The organism is Ruegeria sp. AB6, from assembly GCF_056542685.1.
The window spans coordinates 516,040-532,695 of record NZ_JBQGAD010000001.1 but is presented as its reverse complement, the minus strand read 5'-3'; the positions used below and the strand labels follow the sequence as shown (position 1 = coordinate 532,695).

The window sequence follows — 16,656 nt, the reverse complement described above, 5'->3', positions numbered from 1 at the left end:
AGGCGTCTCGGAGCGTTATCTCCGGCTTCTCGCCATGTTAGCGAATGTCCATGACCTTGTTGTATTCCGCCGGCATGACGCGTTTAGCAACAGCCTAGTCTTTGCGCTTGGTACTGGCCTTGTACTCTTTCCCGCCGATCATGAACTTGTCGAAGTACGGGCTGCCATTGGTTTGAAGATATTCATTGGGCTCTTTCTTTAGACACCAAGAAGGTCCAGCGCATCCGAACTTGGGCACGCTAAATCCATCCGCTTTGCGCTGGGCATGCAGAGGTCAGGTCTTCAGGTGTGGATTTTGGTTTGGGTTGTTGGTTCTGCTGGTTCAGCAAGTTATTCAGTTGTCCCTTATGCAAGGCATCCAAGAAGTTCGCTACTTCCCGGCTGCTCAGGTTGCCAAGAGCGACCAATGCATGTCGGGATGTTATTCTTGGGTTCAAAGACGCACCCAGATATAGCGATCCAAATTGAGAGGTTCGTCAAGTGTTACCCATAGGTTCGAAGGTACTGCCACATTGCCAAGTTCCATTTGGTTGATCATAGTGTGGTGTTCGACGCCCAATGCCTTGGCCAAAGCCTTTAGAGTGTATCCCTTTTTCAGTCGGACATCTTTGAGACGCGCAGCCAAGTTGCTTCGGTTGGGGCCGCCCGCTGTCGCCGTGCTCCTGTCCGAAGTGATCGCACGTGCCGAGTGGTCAGGCATCCGCAAGTATTAAATCGCTCGCCTTTTCACCGATCATGATCGCAGGTGCGTTGGTGTTTCCGCTGACGATTTCTGGCATGATCGAGCAATCAGCGACCCGCAGATTTTCTATTCCGTTGACTTTCAGTTTGGGGTCTACGACTGCATCGCCCGACGCGCCCATCGCGCAAGTGCCCGTCGGATGGTAAATCGAAACAGAATTCGACCGTGCCCAGTCCAGTGTGCCTTCGTAATCATCGCAGGATAGCTGCGCGTCAGGCCGGAACTCTTCCGAGATTTTTGACGCTAACGGGTTATGTCGTGCAATCTTTCGAGCGATGTTCACACCGTCCACGATCGTCCGGCAGTCGGTTTCCGTAGACAGGTAATTCGGGACGATTTTGACATATTCAGACGGATCGGGCCCATTCAAGAGCAACTCTCCCCGGCTTTCCGGGCGCAATTGGCAAACCGACATGGTAAAGGCAGAAAACGGGTGTACCCCCTCGCCAGGACTGTCCGCCGACCACGGCTGGACGTGGAACTGGATATCGGGCGTTTGCAATTCGGGGCGCGTTTTCAGAAACCCGGTGGCAAGGCTAGCGGCCATGGTCATGGGACCTGCGCGGAATAACGCATATTTTAGCGCAATCCGGGCCTGATTGAACAGGCTACGCACTTCGTCATTCAGCGTGGGCTCGTTGCATTTGAATACAAGTCGCGCCTGCAGGTGATCCTGCAAACCTTTGCCAACGCGAGGCAACGCGTGGATCGGCTCAATCCCGTTATCCTTCAAATGATCGGGATCACCAATGCCCGATAGCATCAATATCTGCGGCGAGTTGATTGCTCCGCCGGACAGAATGATCTCGCGACGAACGGTGATTTCCTGCACAGCTCCAGATCGGTCGCGATATTCCAGTCCGGTCGCTTTTTTGCCGTTAAATGTGACGTGCGACACCATAGCGTGGGTGATGATATTCAGATTGGTGCGGTCGCGGACCGGCTTGAGATAAGCCACCGCAGCGCTGCACCTGCGACCGTTGCGCGTCGTCAGTTGAAAATACCCGACGCCTTCTTGTTCCGCACCGTTGTAGTCCGGGTTGAACGGATAGCCCGCGGATTGCGCAGCGGCGACCCAGGCGTCGCAGATCGGACGTTGTATACGCATATTCGATACTGACAGCGGGCCGCCTGTGCCGTGAAAGGCATCCTCGCCGCGTTCCTGATCTTCGCTGCGTTTGAATAGGGGCAGCACATCTTCCCATCCCCAGCCGACATTGCCCATCTGGCGCCAGCGGTCGTAGTCCTCTTTTTGTCCGCGTACATAAAGGAGACCGTTTAGCGAGGATGATCCACCCAGTACTTTGCCGCGCGGCCAGTCGATGGAACGACCGTTCAACCCTGGGTCGGGTTCGGTGCGGTAGCACCAGTCGACCGACGGGTTGTGCATGGTTTTGAAATACCCAACAGGGATGTGAATCCACGGGTTCGTATCTGGCCCGCCCGCTTCAAGCAGGGCGACTTTGGTGTTGGGATCAGCGCTTAGGCGGTTGGCAACGACACAGCCAGAAGACCCCGCCCCGACAACCGCATAATCCACTTCCATGACCGTCTCCTCCCAAAGTCGTCAAAAAACTCTATGCAAATTGCCAGAACTATACTAGCATTTTTTGATACAAAACGTCTCAATAATTGCGAAACGGGAGGATAGCAATGGAGATCGGACGGAAACTGAGTGGCATTTCACGGCGGGATTTCTTCCGTGTGGCAGGGCGCTATGGCATGAGCTCGACTCTGCTGGCAGCTGGTGGGTTTGGCGGCGCGATGAGCCTCGCCAATCTGGCGCAAGCCGCTGAGTCAAATTATGAAAAGAGGTTCTCGAAGGAGCCCAAACACACGCTGAAATTCGGTGCGGCCGGCTTCAATACCCGCAACCTTTTGATCGAACGGGCCGGTGCCATCGAGTTCGCGCGCGACCTCGAAGAGCGTACAGACGGTGAGATTCGCATCGAGTTCATCGGCGACAACCAGATCTGCGGTCAGCTGAGCTGCGTCGAGAAGACTCAGCAGGGAATCGTCGACATCTATGCCGCTTCAACCCAAAACTCGGCAGGCGGCGCGCCGTATTTGAACGTGTTGGACTATGCCTATATGTTCCCCAGCCGCGCAGCGCAGTATCATTTCTTTTACAGCCCCGCCAGTCAGCGCATCTTACGAGACCCCCTTGAGAAGCGCCATGGGCTGAAGTTCTTGTTCACCCATTGTGAACTGCGTGGCCTTCAGATGGGTTCTAACTTTGCAGACAAACCAACTGTTACAAAGCTGGAAGAGTTGTTCGGTACTAAGAACCGCGTGACCGGCACACAACTTGGTCGGATCGCAATGCAGCTGCTGAACCTGAACCCAGTGCCTGTCGCGTGGGAAGAGACGTTGGATGCGTTGAAAACTGGTCTGATCGATGGGGCTGAGACTTGGGCCTCTGCCGTGGCTTATGCCAACATGGCCCCAGTTGTGTCGCAGTCGGTGAACCTCAAGTTCTTCTGTGGTACCGAACACACCTCGATGTCAGCAAAAGTGTTCGACAGCCTGAGCGGAGAGCTTCAGGATGCCGTCATGGAATCCTCGTACTTCACACAAGCGCTCATTCAAGGTGCGAACGAGGCTGCGTTGCTGAACACCGTGGGCTTCTCGGACCCGCAACTGCCGAACACGATCTTTGCCGAAAACGGTGTACGGGCCGCGTTCTTGGCTGATGATCAGATCAAATTGGCCGAAGAAATGTGTGCGCCGAACTACAACCCTGAACCCTGGGCGCAATGGCGTGAGCGTCTGAACAACTGGGCAGGTGGCATCGATACCTATCAGGAAATCTACGACATCGCGCGCGAGATTCCGGCGGATATGCTGCCTGAGAATGTCGAACCCCGCCGTTGGTGGATGGGCACTGCCTGATTAAACTGAACGAACCGGTCCTTTCGCGGGCCGGTTCCACTAAACACCGACTGGGAGGACGGGGTTCATGTCGCTGTGGGCAGATATTGGGGCAATTTTCAGCGCCTTACTCAGCCGGGATTCATTCGAGATTCAAACCGCACTGCGGTCTGACGCGGCTTGGGTAGTCGGAACGGTGGTCGCCGCGCTCGGCGGTTTGCTAATCATGATGATCTACCGAAAAGTACCGTTCATCGAGCGCCAGCTTGAACGCTCGGTCATGGTGTACTCCTATCTGGCCATCGCGCTGATCATCTTTTGGGGTGTTATTGACAGGTTTGTGTTCAACGATCAGGAACCGTGGTCGACGACCATCCCGCCGTTGTTGTTCATGGTGATGGCCTGGTTTGGCGCGTCTTACAACGTGCGCCTGCGTACACATCTGAGCTTTACTGAATTTCGCACGGGGATGCCGCGCGGCGCGCAGCTGGCCTGTCTGATATTGGACGCTGTTCTTTGGTTCATTTTCGCAGTCATTGTTATCGTGACAACGACACGTCTGGTGGCGCTTTCGGCTTCGAATTTTCAGATCGTGCTCGGAACCGACAACATCATGCAATGGTGGTTCCTTCTGGCCGCGCCGCTGTCGTTCTTCCTAATGGTTGGGCGGGTGTTTCAGAACCTGGTAGATGATTTTGACAACTGGAAAACAGGTAAGCCACTGCTTCAGCAGGCGGTGATAGGATCGGACTGATGGCGGACGGAACCTGGGTAACTCTGATCTCGATAGGGGTCACTTTTCTGTTCATGCTGGGCGTGCCGGTTCTGCTGGTCATCAGCTATTGGGTGATCGGCTGTTCTTTTGTCCTTGGCCTGACGCTGGACAATATGGGAGCGGAACTCTTGAACGTGTTCAACAAGGGCTTCGCCCTGTTGGCGATGCCATTATTCATTCTGACCGGTGACCTGATCAACAAATCCGGTATTGCGCGCCGGCTAAGCGACTTTGCCTATGCCTGTCTGGGCTGGATACGCGGCGGGCTCGCGATGGCCTCGCTGGGGGCGTGCGGGTTGTTCGCGGCGATTTCCGGCTCAAACTCGGCCACCACCGCGACGATCGGGTCGATGCTGCACCCGGAAATGGTCAAGGGCGGTTATGACGAGCGCTTTAGTGCCGCAACCGCTGCGGCGGGTGGTACGGTCGGCATCATCATACCGCCGTCGATTATTTTCATCGTCTACGGGTTCCTGATGAACCTGCCAATCTCCGAGCTGTTCGTGGCCGGCATTCTGCCCGGCGCGCTGATGGTGATGGGCATGCAACTGGCCTGTTGGATCATCTGCCGCATCAACGGTTGGGGCTATCTGATCCCGTTGCAACTTAACCGCATCCTGAAAACCGCCTTTGGCGCATGGCTTGGGTTCTTTGCCATCGGCCTAGTACTGTGGGGCATCTACACCGGCAAGTTTTCACCCACCGAAGCCGCCGGCGTGACTGTCGGATTCTGTGTGATTGCCGGGCTGGTCAGTTATCCGATTAACCGCATCATGGGCGCGCGCAACAATATTCCGCCGACTGAGAAAACCTATGCCGAGATGTTCGTAGTTGAAGGCTTTACCATCCCCGAGATCCCCTCGATCGTGATCCGATCTGCGCAGATCACTGGTATCCTTGCACCGCTGATTGCAGTGTCTGTCGTGATGCAGCAAATCCTGTCGTTGCTGGGGGCGCAGCAGACGATCGGTGATTTTGTCACCTCAATGGGCGGGTACCACGCCGTGTTGTTTACCTCGATGGTGATCGTATTCTTTTCCGGCATGGTGTTGGAAAGCCTACCTGTCACGATCATTCTTGCGCCGATCCTGGCCCCCATAGCAGCGTCTGTTGGCGTCGATCCAATCCATTTCTCGGTGATCTTTCTGGTTGGGGCATCCATCGGTTTCATCACCCCGCCCTATGGATTGAACTTGTACGTGGCGTCCGGCGTGACCGGCGTGCCCTATTTCAGATTGTTGCGTTACACGGTGCCGTATCTAGTCGCTTTGCTATCAGTTTGGATACTGGTGTCACTGGTACCTGATCTGGCCTTGATCCTGCTGCCAAACAACTAGAATGTACCGGGATGGCCTATACTGATGCACCCGAAAAAGAAACTCAAATACCGACAAACCTGCGCCTATTGGTGATCCTTGAGGAAATCGCCCGGCGTGGGGTCGCGGTGAAGCCATCGGATTTAATCGAAACTCTGGGCTTGGCAAAACCGACGATCCATCGCCTGCTGCAAACCGCCGAAGCCGAAGGGTTTCTGCAGCGCGATCTGGATGGGCGGTCTTTCGGACCGGGGCCTCGCCTGCGTCAGCTTTCCGTGAATACAGTGTCATCGGAACATCTTCGTACCGCGCGACTTGCGATTTTGCGCAGCGTGGCGGATGAGATCGGCGAAACGTGCAACCTGGCGATCCCCGACCGCGAAGGGATGATTTATCTTGACCGGGTCGAAACGAAGTGGCCTTTGCGCATTCAGTTGCCGATCGGGACGCAAGTGCCGTTTCACTGCACGGCTAGCGGCAAGATGTATTTGTCGACGCTTAGGCAACAAGTTCTGGACGGTTATCTGGCCGCTGGTAGGCTGGACGCCCAGACGCCGCATACACTGACCGAACCGGAGGCATTGCGGGCCGAAATGAACCGGATTTCTGCCAGAAATTATTCGACTGATGACGAAGAATTCATGTCCGGCATGACCGCGGTTGCCGTGCCAATTCAGGACGAGACGGGCAGGTTGGTCGCCACTTTGTCGGTTCATGCCCCAACGCAACGTCATGAGCTGCAAGGGTTGCTCGAATTCCTTCCTGTCCTGAATGGAGGAGCCGAGAAGTTGTCGAACCTTCTTTGTTCCTGATTGGCTCTTTGCAGTGCTGTAGCAAGTTTTTTGCCTACACCGGTATTGTTCGCGCCCCTATCTATTTTCCAGATATCAACAACCTTCACCCGCTTACGCGGGCTCAAGGAAAGTCGGTTATTTGAATGTATGTCGCCTCTGATAGTCCCGAAAGTTCAGCCGAATTGACGAGTTAAGTTTCCGTGGGCGTCGGTTGGAATTTCCAAATCGTGAGTTCCGCCCTTCTTTTTGCTCTCTACCTAGCGCGTAGACGGCTCATCGTAACGGGCGTGATCCCCAAAAAGGATGCTATCAACGAATGAGAGAAAATGTCTTCATAGCTGGGGAAGGCTTGGCGGAACCAGTTCAGCCGCTCCGCCCCGCCAAGAGCGGCGAGACACCATTCGCGTTCCGCCTTTTCACTCAATGCGTCTCGTAGAATACCATTTGCCCAGTTTCGGATTGGTTCAGACTCAATCATCAGGTTTGTAAGCCGATCAGTATTGATCCAATAAAGCGAAGCGTCTTTGGTTGCCTCGATGGACACAAGGGACACTCCATCCCGCGTTCGCGCGATATTCGGCGTGACAACGCAAGGACCTACATGGAGCCCAACGCATACTTCCTTGCCTTCTTGGTCACAAATGCTGCTGGCTAGGCACCCATCCAAAAGAATGAACTCATCTGATTCAGGTTGTTCTTGGTGGGCAAGGCGCGCGCCTTTGTTCAAACGCTTACTTCTCCACTGAGACGCAAAACCGTCTGCAAAACTCATATCAGGCAGGTCAGGAGACTGTGCGAGAAATTTCCGTAGATCCATCTTGGTTTGCCTTATCAAATGATAATGCGTGTGGCTTCACCCAAGGGCAACTTGGCACAGATCAAGGAGTTCCCAAAATGATTCACACAATTCTTTCAAGGTACATCGGTTTTGCCGCCGTTGGCTGCGGGTTGACTGCTTTAGTCATCTACGTGCTGATGATCAGCGTCACGCTTGCTCACATCGAAGCTGTCTCGGGGCACGTCCCATTCGACATGCGTCCGCTCGGCTACAATCCCAAAGACGCCGCGTCGCTTCTTGAAGCCTTAAGAGCGGAAGGGCGCGAGTATTATCTTAGTTACCAGCTCTCTCTAGATACATTTTACCCGGCTATGCTCGCGCTGACTTTGATAACCACGTTTAGCTGGTTCGGGCGACGTATGCCCGACAGCAAGCTTGTTCGCTCTGGCATAATTCTCTCGGTTGGCTGCGCCTTGTTCGACTATTTCGAAAACATTGGAATCGCGGCCATGATTTGGAGTTGGCCAGAGGTATCAAGTGCACTGGTGTATGCCGCCAGTACAGCCACAATTGTTAAATCGGCCCTGACAACTTTGGCTGTATTGCTTTCGCTTCTGACTGGGTTTCTCTGGGCGCGTCTCCCCAAAGCGGACCTTTGTCCCCAGGCGGACAATGGCGACTTCGTCCGCACAGCGGACGCTCACTGAATTCTGCTGAACGTCTGCACCGAGCCCAAAGCAGGCGCTCATTGCATTACCCTGAACAGCCAGTTTGCGTGAGTATCTGAATTTGCGAAGGGGCGCACGATGACAGAGAGAATGACTGAATAAATACCTATCAGGCGTTTGCGCTGATCACGGCTGAAACCTTGTGATAACAGCGGTTCCTGGGGAAGTTGGTCCATTCATTGCGCGAAGTTCATTGCTGGCCTCTTCCAATCGGACCTCTCTGGCGACCATTGGCTGGATATCTACTTCGCCACGCTCGATCATTCCTAGAAGGCGTGGGTATTTCCACGAAGGCATACCACGAGTGCCAAAAAACGAGAGTTGTTTGGAATAGATTGCACGCATGTTTACCTGCATCTGGCCGTCGCCCGAAGGCATACCAATTTGCACGTGTCGACCAAGTATGGCGAGACACTCTAAGGATGCGTTCGTCGTTGTTTCGATCCCCAGCGCTTCTATGGAAACCTGTGCTCCTCCATCCGTGATATCTAGGATCGCTGCTGCGGCGTCTTCTTTGCTGGCATTTACTGTAGCGTCTGCGCCGTTGAGCTTTGCATGCTCAAGTTTCTCTTCAACCACATCCACTACGACAACTCGGCATCCAAGCATTTTTGCCAATAGAAGAACGGACAAGCCAATACCTCCTGTACCGTGGACAGCCACCCATTCACCAGCTGCGACATCTGCACGGTCTGTCAAAGCATGCCAAGCAGTGGTTACACGACACCCGAGCCCTGCCGCCAAGGAAGGAGAGAGCGTTTCTGGCAAGTGAACTAAGTTATGGTCAAACGGCACAGCGACATATTCTGCGTAGGCACCTGGCGTTCCAAATCCTGGAACGATTTGGTTAGCACAAGTGTTTGATACGCCTGTTTGACAAGCGTTGCAGCTGCCGCAACCCAAGATGAATGGCGCTATGAGGCGGTCACCAACACTGTGCTTCGCTTGAGGCCCTGCCTCTACCACAGTTCCACAATATTCGTGCCCTAAGATGGAGCCATTTTGAACTTTGGGGTGCGCGCCAGACCATCCATGGTAATCCGAGCGGCATACTCCACAGGCTGCGACCTCCAGGACCACTCCATTGTCTGGGCAGGTTGGATCCGGGACGGTCTCAATCGCAAGATCTTCACAAAACTTTCTTACGACTGCAGCTCGCACTTATCGCTCCTAAAGATTCGGTTTCTTTGATCCAGCAATTCGGTTCGGTCGAGGCTAGACAGGCCTATCGCCTTTCACGGTCACACGTCGCCCTTTTCTCTCAGCGGGCCAATAGTCCCAGATCGCACGATGCATACAGCACCGGTTGTCCCAAAAGGCCATGTCGTTAAGTGACCACCTGAACCGGATTTGATAGTTGATCTGTTCCGCATGCTCGAAAAGCATGTTGAGGATCGCGTCGCTTTCCTTTTCCGACAAGCCCAAAATCTTTGTTGTAAATGTTCGATTCACAAACAGCGACTTTCGGCCCGTTTCCGGATGAGTCCTAACGATCGGATGAACTGCTTCGGGACAGTCAATTTCGCTGTCTTTTTGCCCCCGGTCGCTATAGCGGCCTTTGTAGATATGCTCGGAACTATGAAGTGCAGATAACCCGTTGATCATATCTTTTATCGGTTCCGAAAGATCATCGTAGGCCGCATACATATCACTGAACATAGTGTCCCCGCCACAAGGAGGGGCGATATGGATTTGCAGCATAGTTCCAAGGGGCGGTGTCTCATCGCAAGAGACGTCAGAGTGCCAGAACTCACCGTTTGCTACCTTGGAATTCTTAGTTGCATGTATTTCGAAAATCTCCGGATACCCGTCCATCGTTGGGGCTGCGGGGTGTGCGTGAAGCGGCCCAAAGCGTTTCCCAAATTCAATGTGCTGCGCAGGTGGTATTTCCTTCTGCTCTTTGAAGAACAGCACCTGGTAGGTGTGAAAAGCGTCGCAGATCTCTGCAAACTGGTCGTCAGGCACAGGCCGGCTTAGGTCGACTCCGTAGATCTCAGCCCCGAGGTTTGGAGCGAAGGGTTTGGCGACGATGGAAGTATAGGCGTTGGATTTGGGAGCAACCATAAGCACCTCTGGGTTTGGTTTCATAAGGCGTGCTGTGTGCATGGTACACATCAACAAAAATGAACAAAAACGAAAAATCTTTGACTAATAAGTGAAAAAATTTTCACATAATGAACACGGTTTTAGCGCTAGCGAGGTTATCGGGATGAGTATTCGGGCACTGCGAACTCTAATCGCAGTTCATCGACATGGTAGCTTCCGTGCCGCGTCTGAGGCGGAGCATCTAACTCCGTCGGCGGTCAGTCACCAGATGCGGAATCTGGAGGTCGCGTTGGGGCTCGAACTATTTGACCGATCATCCAAGTCGCCCAAACTTACTCATACCGGGCTAACGTTCGTCGGAGAGGCTGCTGCGGTGGTGGCCGCATATGACGGTTTGGCGGAAAGGGTGAAGTCGAACAACGAACTCTCTGGTGAAATAACTTTGGGGGCCGTTCCAACGACCCTGACTGGATTAGTGCCAACTGCGTTGGCGAGGCTAAAGTCCGTGCATCCGGACATCCTTGTACGGATTGTTCCAGGTTTGACCAATCAGCTTTTGCTACAGTTGGACCGCGGGCAGATTCAAGCGGCGATCATTTCCCGACCAGATGTTCTGCCAAACACATTGGAATTCTCAGAAATTGTATCTGAAAAATTGGTCCTGCTTGTCTCGGAAAACACCCCAGATTTACCTTCGAGAGAATTGCTTGGTGCGTCACCGTTTATTCGCTTTACGCGTGATGCGGTTGTAGGAAGGCAAATCGAGACTTGGCTGCAAAGAAAGGGCATTAAAGTCAAAGACGCGATGGAGCTTGAGAGTCTTGAAGCAATCTCAAGTATGGTGGCCGCTGAACTTGGCGTGTCAATCATACCAGACAACCGTTTAACGACATATGACCATCTGCGGCTCAAAAGGATTCCCCTTGAACAGAAGGGACCAGAACGCATTGTTGGCTTAGTAAGTATGACGGCATCGCCTCACACCAAAATGATCGACGCAGTTACAGCGGCGCTATTGGAAGCAGCAGATAGTCAACGGGTTTGTCTGTGAGTTGGCACTCCAGTAGGTATCCACAAGATGTTTTCGACCAATTGAACTAAGAAAACTGGGAGTCAAAACTGGACTTGGGTCAGTCATTAGTATGCAACGTGGAGAAAAACGGCTTCGAGCCCATATCGAATACCCATCCGATGTCGTTTTCCCAGACCAGATTTGGGAAGGTGAGTGTGGTCGTGATTACGCCTGCCGTGCTGGCACTAGCGAATTCCTTTTGTTTGTCTGTGAGGCACAGTGAGATAAAGAAACCCGCCATGCTGGCCACGCCGATACCGATGATGCCTGGAAAGTTCGTGTCACCAGCGTCGGGCACGCCTACCATGTGGTATTGAATGTAGCGTGTCAGGAAGACAGCGAATACCCCCAGAAAGAACGCCCCGACGAAGGCTCCGGGATAGGCGAGGCGTTGCCAGATTGTATTTGTGCGAAGTTGGGGTGCCAGGCTGGAGGCCTCTTGGCGCGATGTTCGATGCCAGCGATCCAGTCTGGAAAGGACTTTTGTTCTGCACTCGTAACTTGCCCGAAAATCGAAAATGATATCCCTTAAGGGTGGTCCCCGTCCTAGAGATTGGCAATTTATGTGTAATCCTTGCGTGCGAATTTTAACCAGCCTTTGACGATTGGCAACGATCGCTCCGGTTGTCAGCCCTCCGTGAATCAGAATTCAAGTGGTTGTCGTTGAAACGGATTGTGTTTGCAGCGTTATCCGCTTAGTGATTTCCTCAGCCTAATTGGGGGCGGAATACGCCGTGCGGGCGTGATGGAATGGTAGACATATCAGACTTAAAATCTGAAGGGCTTATGCCCGTGTGGGTTCGAGTCCCACCGCCCGCACCAGGTATTTCACAGCCGATGTTGTTTGGCGTGCAACCCGTTCCACAGTCGTTGCTTTTGGTAGAATCGCTACGCGGTGTCAGTTGCCCGTGACGGCGTGCCTGTTCACTGCTTACACAACCTCTACGCAACAAAGCCATTCAAGGCTTCTGTTCTCAGGCTCAAGTTAGGCGCGCACTGGGGGGCTAGATAAAAAGGAAGCCTACAAGCAGCCCGGTTGCGACCCATATCAAAGTGGTAGAAGTTGTCAGAACATAGTTGAACATCGAAAGACCCTGATCGGGTAGCAAGATAATGTCGCAGTTAAAGCGACACTCGCCACTATAGATCAAGTCAGGTGAACGTGAAGGAAATGGCCTGTTTATGTTCTGTTAAACCTGACCACCCGCACCACGTCGCCTTTAGACCGGAAAGCCTAACCTTGTGATCAACTGCCAGATATCGCGGTTGGCGTCCGAGAGTTTTTTCACTACGCTTTCAATCTCGGTCAGCGCTGCGGCGTCAACGGTGTCTTCGCGTCCCAGCTTGATGTCGGTTTTCCGGTCTGAAATCCGCATAAGAATCGTCTTGGGATTTCCACTGTCAGGGTCGAAGGAATAGATGCAGTGATTGTACTTGTTGCGAATGCCCGAAAGTTTCGACAAGCGCTGGGTGTGCTCGAGAATCGCATCCCTCAGATCGGGGGGGCGACCGTCCATCTTTGCCAGCCGTTCCACCAGATCAATGCGTGCACGGGTGGTGTTGAGGGTCAGAAAAATGATGACCGCGACATCCTTGTTGGTTCCGCTCAGCCCGGCGATCAGGTGGATCAGCAGGCTTTCTGTATTGGTCCACATATAGTTCAGCTTGCCGACCAAAAGGATAAGACGGTCAAAGCGGGTTTCGAAATCCTCAGTCGCTGGCAAGTTCATGGGCTTCGTCCGGGGCGACTTCGAAAAAGAACTGTGCGGCGGCGGTTCTGTTGCTGACGCCGATCTTTCCGGCGACATTGTGCATGTGCAACTTAACCGTGTGTTCAGTTATACCAAGATTGGCCGCGATGATCTTGTTACTGTGCCCTTTTGATACCTGTTGCAGGACCTGCTTTTCCCTCCGGGTCAGTTTGGAATAAAGCGGGTGCGGCTCAGGCGCGGCAGGCCTAGAGCCTGCGTGCTGCTTGGGTGGGCTTTGCAAGTTGGAGACGCTGTCTGCAAGAAAGCCGGGCAGGTATAGTTCCTCATGCAGCAACAATCGAAGGATCGCGCGCCAGACATCGGGACCGACATTCATTGGCAGAAAACCGATATCTCCATGGCGAGTCCGGTCCCATTGCTCAAACAGAATGCGGGCGGATTCCTCTTTTCGATACGCGTAGGCCAAGCTGCCGCTGCCCACGCAATCGCGATAATGTCTGGGACGGGCCAGAAGATCTTCCAGAATCATCTGATCGACGATCACGATCCTACCGGGGCCGGTGGTAGGGTCGCCATATGTCGGCAGGGCTGAGATTGAATCGTAGCGGTGTGTGGTGACACCAAACTCTGTTTCAACACCCGTCAGGGTCTGGTCCGAGTAGAAAAGCTCTTTACCAATAAAATTTACCGAGAATTCGTCAAAACCAAATTGGTTTTGCGCAGCATTGTCCCGAAACGGAATGCTCATCATTCCCCCCTTGTCAAAACCTGCACCGCTATGCGGCGTAATAGCAAACTGGCACTTCGAAAAATATTAACTGAACATTAACGCACTTTCGGTGCAGACTATAGGGAAAAGTGCAAATTTCCTGGTTGCACGGTCCTTAACGCGCAAACAGTTCTAGAACTTAAGTTTAGGATTGAGGGCGTTTCACCCGCTTAAGTAGAGGCAATTTAACGAGTTTTCTCGATATGCGATTGGCTAAAAAACCAGCAACCGAAAAAGTCGCGCATTGTTCGTGATTTGGAAATAATCAATCCGAATCAGGTGATTACCCGTTCTAGTGCTTCCGGCTAGCTATTCAGACTGGTTTCCTCCTGCAACCATGGAACGGCTCCAATTAACGGGGCGAAAGATCCGAACGCGTCTGCGAATCGCGCATTTCCGCGAACGTCTTTAGCAGATGCAGGACCGGCTAAGCCGGGGAAAGGAGGGTGGAGGACAATCTCACTGTGAAATACGCATCCGCGCGGGTTTTGCGCGAGTGCGCTGTTTGTTTCAACCGCGCCCGTAACCGTTTTTGAAAGAGTGACGGTCAGTGCGCTTAATAAGTGGAAATTGATATGTCAAAACGTCAACAACCCCATAACAGCATTACCGATATTGACGAGGTGAACGTGGATACGATCATCGCGCCAATCGACGCAGATATCCATGTGGATGACGCCTATGTTGATGCTGACCTGACGTCGCAAGAGACGGATGTCGACAATGATGTCGACAACGAACAGGGCCAGGGTCAGGACCAGGCGCAAGCTCAGGCGACGTCTGTTGAAAATGGTCAGGGTCAAGACCAAGCCCAAGGCCAGGATCAGGGCCAGGGTCAAGATCAAGGTCAGGGTCAGTCGCAAAGCAATGGCGACAATGACAACTCGAACAGCAACTCGGTCACGATCGACTTCGGCGACGGAGAAGGCTTGCCGAAAGACAATGACACTGTCGATATTGACGCGTCAGGTTCGGCTGAGCTGGGCGATGTCATCACCGTTGCAGGCGATATGGACTATGACCCGGGCGACGACCTGAATCTGGACATCGACCTGAGCGGTGAAGGCAATGACATGTCTTCGATCAGCAGCCAGGTCGCAAACTTGTCCGACAATGACCATCTGGGCTCGGCCGCCGTTCGCAACGATGGCGAATTTGACCAGAGCGGCAATGCTCATGGTGGCACCGCGACGGCCCATGAGGGCATCGGCTCTTCAACCGATGGTGGCAACTCTGGCAGCGGTGGCAGCACCGATGGCGGCGCGGCAAGTGCCCAAACCCATGGCGCTGACGCGCTGGCCTTTGGTGGTCTGACCGGCAACGCGGATGGTACAGGCGTTGGTGGTGACGGCGGCTCGACCGGTTCAGCATCCAACATCGGCCTGGGTGTCGGTGTGTCGGGTGCCGAGTCCAACGGCAGCAGCAGTGGCGGCGAAGGCGGAGACGCCGGTAGCATCTCTGGAGCAAGCAACACAGGTTCATCCGACACCGACGCAGACGGCACCAGCGGTGAAGGCGGAGACGCAAGCTCGTTTGGGCTGGGTCTGGGGCTGGGCCTGTCAAATGCCGACAATGATGGCCAGTCTTCCGGTGGCAACAATGCTTCGGTCGCAGAGGCGCTTGGCGCGGGTCTTGGCGCGAACGACTCGTCCGCGCAAGGCGCAGCCGGTGGCGACGGTGATGCGGATGCGGATGGTCAGGCCGGCAATGGCAGCAGCAGCGACACCGACGCCAACGATGCGGCGGCCGGAAATGTCGGTCTGGGTCTGGCTGGCAGCTTGGCAGGCAGCGGCGCTGATGCAGATGGTGGCGAAGGCGCAGGTGCCGAAGGCTCTGGGGCCCAGGGCAACGGCGCAGAAGGCATGGGCGGTACCGGTGATGCTGGCAACGGCACGGGCGGTGCAGGCACGGGTGCTGAAGGCACTGGTGGCACTTCCGGTCAGGTCGATGCAGCGCTTGCAGCTTTGAACCAGCAAAACGGTCTGTCCGGGCTGAACGCAGGTCAGGCCGGTGCCGGCAACGGCGGTGGCGACACCAATGGCGGCAATCCGGGAACTGGCGGTGACGGAACCGGCGCGTTTGGATCTGGCGGCGACGGAACCGGAGGCTTTGGCTCGGGTGGCGACGGCACCGGCGGCTTCGGCTCGGGTGGCGATGGCACCGGCGGTAGCGCGACAGGCGGTACAGCCGGAGCAAACGCCGGCGCGCAGGGTGTCGGCGATCAGGCGACAACCGGTCCGAACATCACCCAGTCTCCGGGTGACGTGAACGGGTCGGCCAGCAACTCGCAGAACACCAGTGGCGATGGCGGAGCAGGTGGCACAAACGACACCGACGGCTCGGCCAGCGGCACCGGAACCGGCACCTCGACCGCCGATGGTTTCGGCGGCGGTGGCGGCGCGATCCAGCAAGGCGCGACGTCGGATGGTTCGGGCACCGGTTCGGCCGATGCGATGAACACGGCCGGAGACGGTGGTCTGGTGGATGTGTTTGCGCAGGCAGACACAGATGGCTCGGCGGACAGTCTTGCCGAATCCATTGCCGGATACGGTGGTGACGCGTCTTCGGACAATGATGCCACCTCTGATGCATCCGGTTCGACGGACGGGTCGGCGACCTCAGGCTTTGGCGGCGGCGGCGGCGCCGGGGCCGGTATGGGCGGCACCAGCGGTGAAGCAATCGGTTGGGCGACTACCGGCCACACAGCTGGTGGGATAGTCACTGGTGGCGATGCTTCGGGTGCGAACTCGGGCGCAGGTGGCACCGGTGGCAACGCGGGTGTCTGGGGCTCGAACAATGCTGGTGACGGCATCGTATCGGGTGAATCCTATGCTTCGTCTGCCGCAGTTGTGGACACCACGGCCTTCAACCAGTCGATCGTCATGGGTGCCAACGTGCTTGGCAACTCGGTCGATACGACCATGGTTGGTGGATCGATGACTTCGTCCTACTCCAGCGACGATACCGACGTATAAGCCGGTGTCCCAGCCGAAGATCGGCTAAACCCCCACGATCTCCGGCAAAAACATGCTGAGGCCGCATGGTGCGGCCTC

The 16,656-nt window shown here is 54.8% G+C and carries 15 protein-coding genes, 1 tRNA gene and 1 pseudogene; 8 read left to right on the top strand and 9 right to left on the bottom strand.

Annotated features, from left to right (window positions below; translation table 11 throughout):
- Nucleotides 1-433 precede the first annotated feature (433 nt).
- Nucleotides 434-700 carry a helix-turn-helix domain-containing protein gene (locus ACR0DB_RS02690; RefSeq protein ID WP_480548711.1) on the bottom strand — a complete coding sequence of 89 codons (267 nt, stop codon included), beginning with the start codon at nucleotides 698-700 and terminating at the stop codon, nucleotides 434-436.
- Nucleotides 693-2,288 (bottom strand): GMC family oxidoreductase, encoded by a 1,596-nt coding sequence (locus ACR0DB_RS02685; RefSeq protein WP_480548709.1) that lies wholly within the window; start codon nucleotides 2,286-2,288, stop codon nucleotides 693-695. Before ACR0DB_RS02685 ends, ACR0DB_RS02690 begins: the two co-directional genes overlap by 8 nt.
- Before the next feature lie 107 nt (nucleotides 2,289-2,395).
- Here ACR0DB_RS02685 and ACR0DB_RS02680 point away from each other — a divergent pair, with 107 nt between their 5' ends.
- From ACR0DB_RS02680 to ACR0DB_RS02665, 4 genes are all read left to right on the top strand, one after another.
- Nucleotides 2,396-3,634, top strand: a complete 1,239-nt coding sequence (locus ACR0DB_RS02680) for a TRAP transporter substrate-binding protein (protein ID WP_170770083.1) — start codon at nucleotides 2,396-2,398, stop codon at nucleotides 3,632-3,634.
- Between the two features lie 67 nt (nucleotides 3,635-3,701).
- Nucleotides 3,702-4,367 (top strand): TRAP transporter small permease, encoded by a 666-nt coding sequence (locus ACR0DB_RS02675; RefSeq protein ID WP_480548707.1) that lies wholly within the window; start codon nucleotides 3,702-3,704, stop codon nucleotides 4,365-4,367.
- The gene (locus tag ACR0DB_RS02670; RefSeq protein ID WP_170770085.1) at nucleotides 4,367-5,725 is read left to right on the top strand and encodes a TRAP transporter large permease; all 1,359 of its coding nucleotides are present in this window, start codon (nucleotides 4,367-4,369) and stop codon (nucleotides 5,723-5,725) included. The genes ACR0DB_RS02675 and ACR0DB_RS02670 overlap by 1 nt, the downstream gene beginning before the upstream one ends.
- Before the next feature lie 11 nt (nucleotides 5,726-5,736).
- A complete protein-coding gene (locus ACR0DB_RS02665; RefSeq protein ID WP_480548705.1) occupies nucleotides 5,737-6,516 on the top strand; it encodes an IclR family transcriptional regulator in 780 nt (259 codons plus the stop codon).
- 235 nt (nucleotides 6,517-6,751) lie between these two features.
- Here the strand turns inward: ACR0DB_RS02665 and ACR0DB_RS02660 are convergent, their stop codons facing one another.
- Nucleotides 6,752-7,315 (bottom strand): Crp/Fnr family transcriptional regulator, encoded by a 564-nt coding sequence (locus tag ACR0DB_RS02660; RefSeq protein ID WP_480548703.1) that lies wholly within the window; start codon nucleotides 7,313-7,315, stop codon nucleotides 6,752-6,754.
- A 77-nt stretch (nucleotides 7,316-7,392) separates the two neighbouring features.
- Here ACR0DB_RS02660 and ACR0DB_RS02655 point away from each other — a divergent pair, with 77 nt between their 5' ends.
- On the top strand, nucleotides 7,393-7,983 hold the full coding sequence (locus tag ACR0DB_RS02655; RefSeq protein ID WP_480548701.1) for a hypothetical protein: 591 nt from the start codon (nucleotides 7,393-7,395) through the stop codon (nucleotides 7,981-7,983).
- Between the two features lie 147 nt (nucleotides 7,984-8,130).
- Here the strand turns inward: ACR0DB_RS02655 and ACR0DB_RS02650 are convergent, their stop codons facing one another.
- The 3 genes and pseudogenes from ACR0DB_RS02650 to ACR0DB_RS02640 form a co-directional block, all read right to left on the bottom strand.
- Nucleotides 8,131-8,637, bottom strand: a complete 507-nt coding sequence (locus ACR0DB_RS02650) for a zinc-binding dehydrogenase (RefSeq protein WP_331252087.1) — start codon at nucleotides 8,635-8,637, stop codon at nucleotides 8,131-8,133.
- A gap of 138 nt (nucleotides 8,638-8,775) precedes the next feature.
- Nucleotides 8,776-9,084 (bottom strand): annotated as a pseudogene (locus ACR0DB_RS02645) (alcohol dehydrogenase catalytic domain-containing protein); the annotation flags it as partial.
- Nucleotides 9,085-9,219: 135 nt separating this feature from the next.
- A complete protein-coding gene (locus ACR0DB_RS02640; RefSeq protein WP_170770091.1) occupies nucleotides 9,220-10,068 on the bottom strand; it encodes a TauD/TfdA dioxygenase family protein in 849 nt (282 codons plus the stop codon).
- Between the two features lie 145 nt (nucleotides 10,069-10,213).
- Between ACR0DB_RS02640 and ACR0DB_RS02635 the strand changes: the two genes are divergently transcribed.
- On the top strand, nucleotides 10,214-11,101 hold the full coding sequence (locus ACR0DB_RS02635) for a LysR family transcriptional regulator (protein ID WP_480549094.1): 888 nt from the start codon (nucleotides 10,214-10,216) through the stop codon (nucleotides 11,099-11,101).
- 79 nt (nucleotides 11,102-11,180) lie between these two features.
- Here ACR0DB_RS02635 and ACR0DB_RS02630 read toward each other — a convergent pair whose 3' ends face one another.
- Nucleotides 11,181-11,420: a hypothetical protein gene (locus ACR0DB_RS02630; protein WP_480548699.1), complete on the bottom strand. Its 240-nt coding sequence runs from the start codon at nucleotides 11,418-11,420 to the stop codon at nucleotides 11,181-11,183.
- A gap of 438 nt (nucleotides 11,421-11,858) precedes the next feature.
- Here ACR0DB_RS02630 and ACR0DB_RS02625 point away from each other — a divergent pair.
- Nucleotides 11,859-11,944, top strand: a tRNA-Leu gene (locus ACR0DB_RS02625).
- A gap of 398 nt (nucleotides 11,945-12,342) precedes the next feature.
- On the opposite strand, the gene ACR0DB_RS02620 is transcribed toward ACR0DB_RS02625, so the two are convergent.
- On the bottom strand, nucleotides 12,343-12,852 hold the full coding sequence (locus ACR0DB_RS02620; protein WP_170782774.1) for a hypothetical protein: 510 nt from the start codon (nucleotides 12,850-12,852) through the stop codon (nucleotides 12,343-12,345).
- Nucleotides 12,833-13,582: a helix-turn-helix transcriptional regulator gene (locus ACR0DB_RS02615; protein ID WP_480548697.1), complete on the bottom strand. Its 750-nt coding sequence runs from the start codon at nucleotides 13,580-13,582 to the stop codon at nucleotides 12,833-12,835. Before ACR0DB_RS02615 ends, ACR0DB_RS02620 begins: the two co-directional genes overlap by 20 nt.
- Before the next feature lie 596 nt (nucleotides 13,583-14,178).
- Between ACR0DB_RS02615 and ACR0DB_RS02610 the strand changes: the two genes are divergently transcribed.
- Nucleotides 14,179-16,578: a hypothetical protein gene (locus ACR0DB_RS02610; RefSeq protein ID WP_480548695.1), complete on the top strand. Its 2,400-nt coding sequence runs from the start codon at nucleotides 14,179-14,181 to the stop codon at nucleotides 16,576-16,578.
- Nucleotides 16,579-16,656 lie beyond the last annotated feature (78 nt).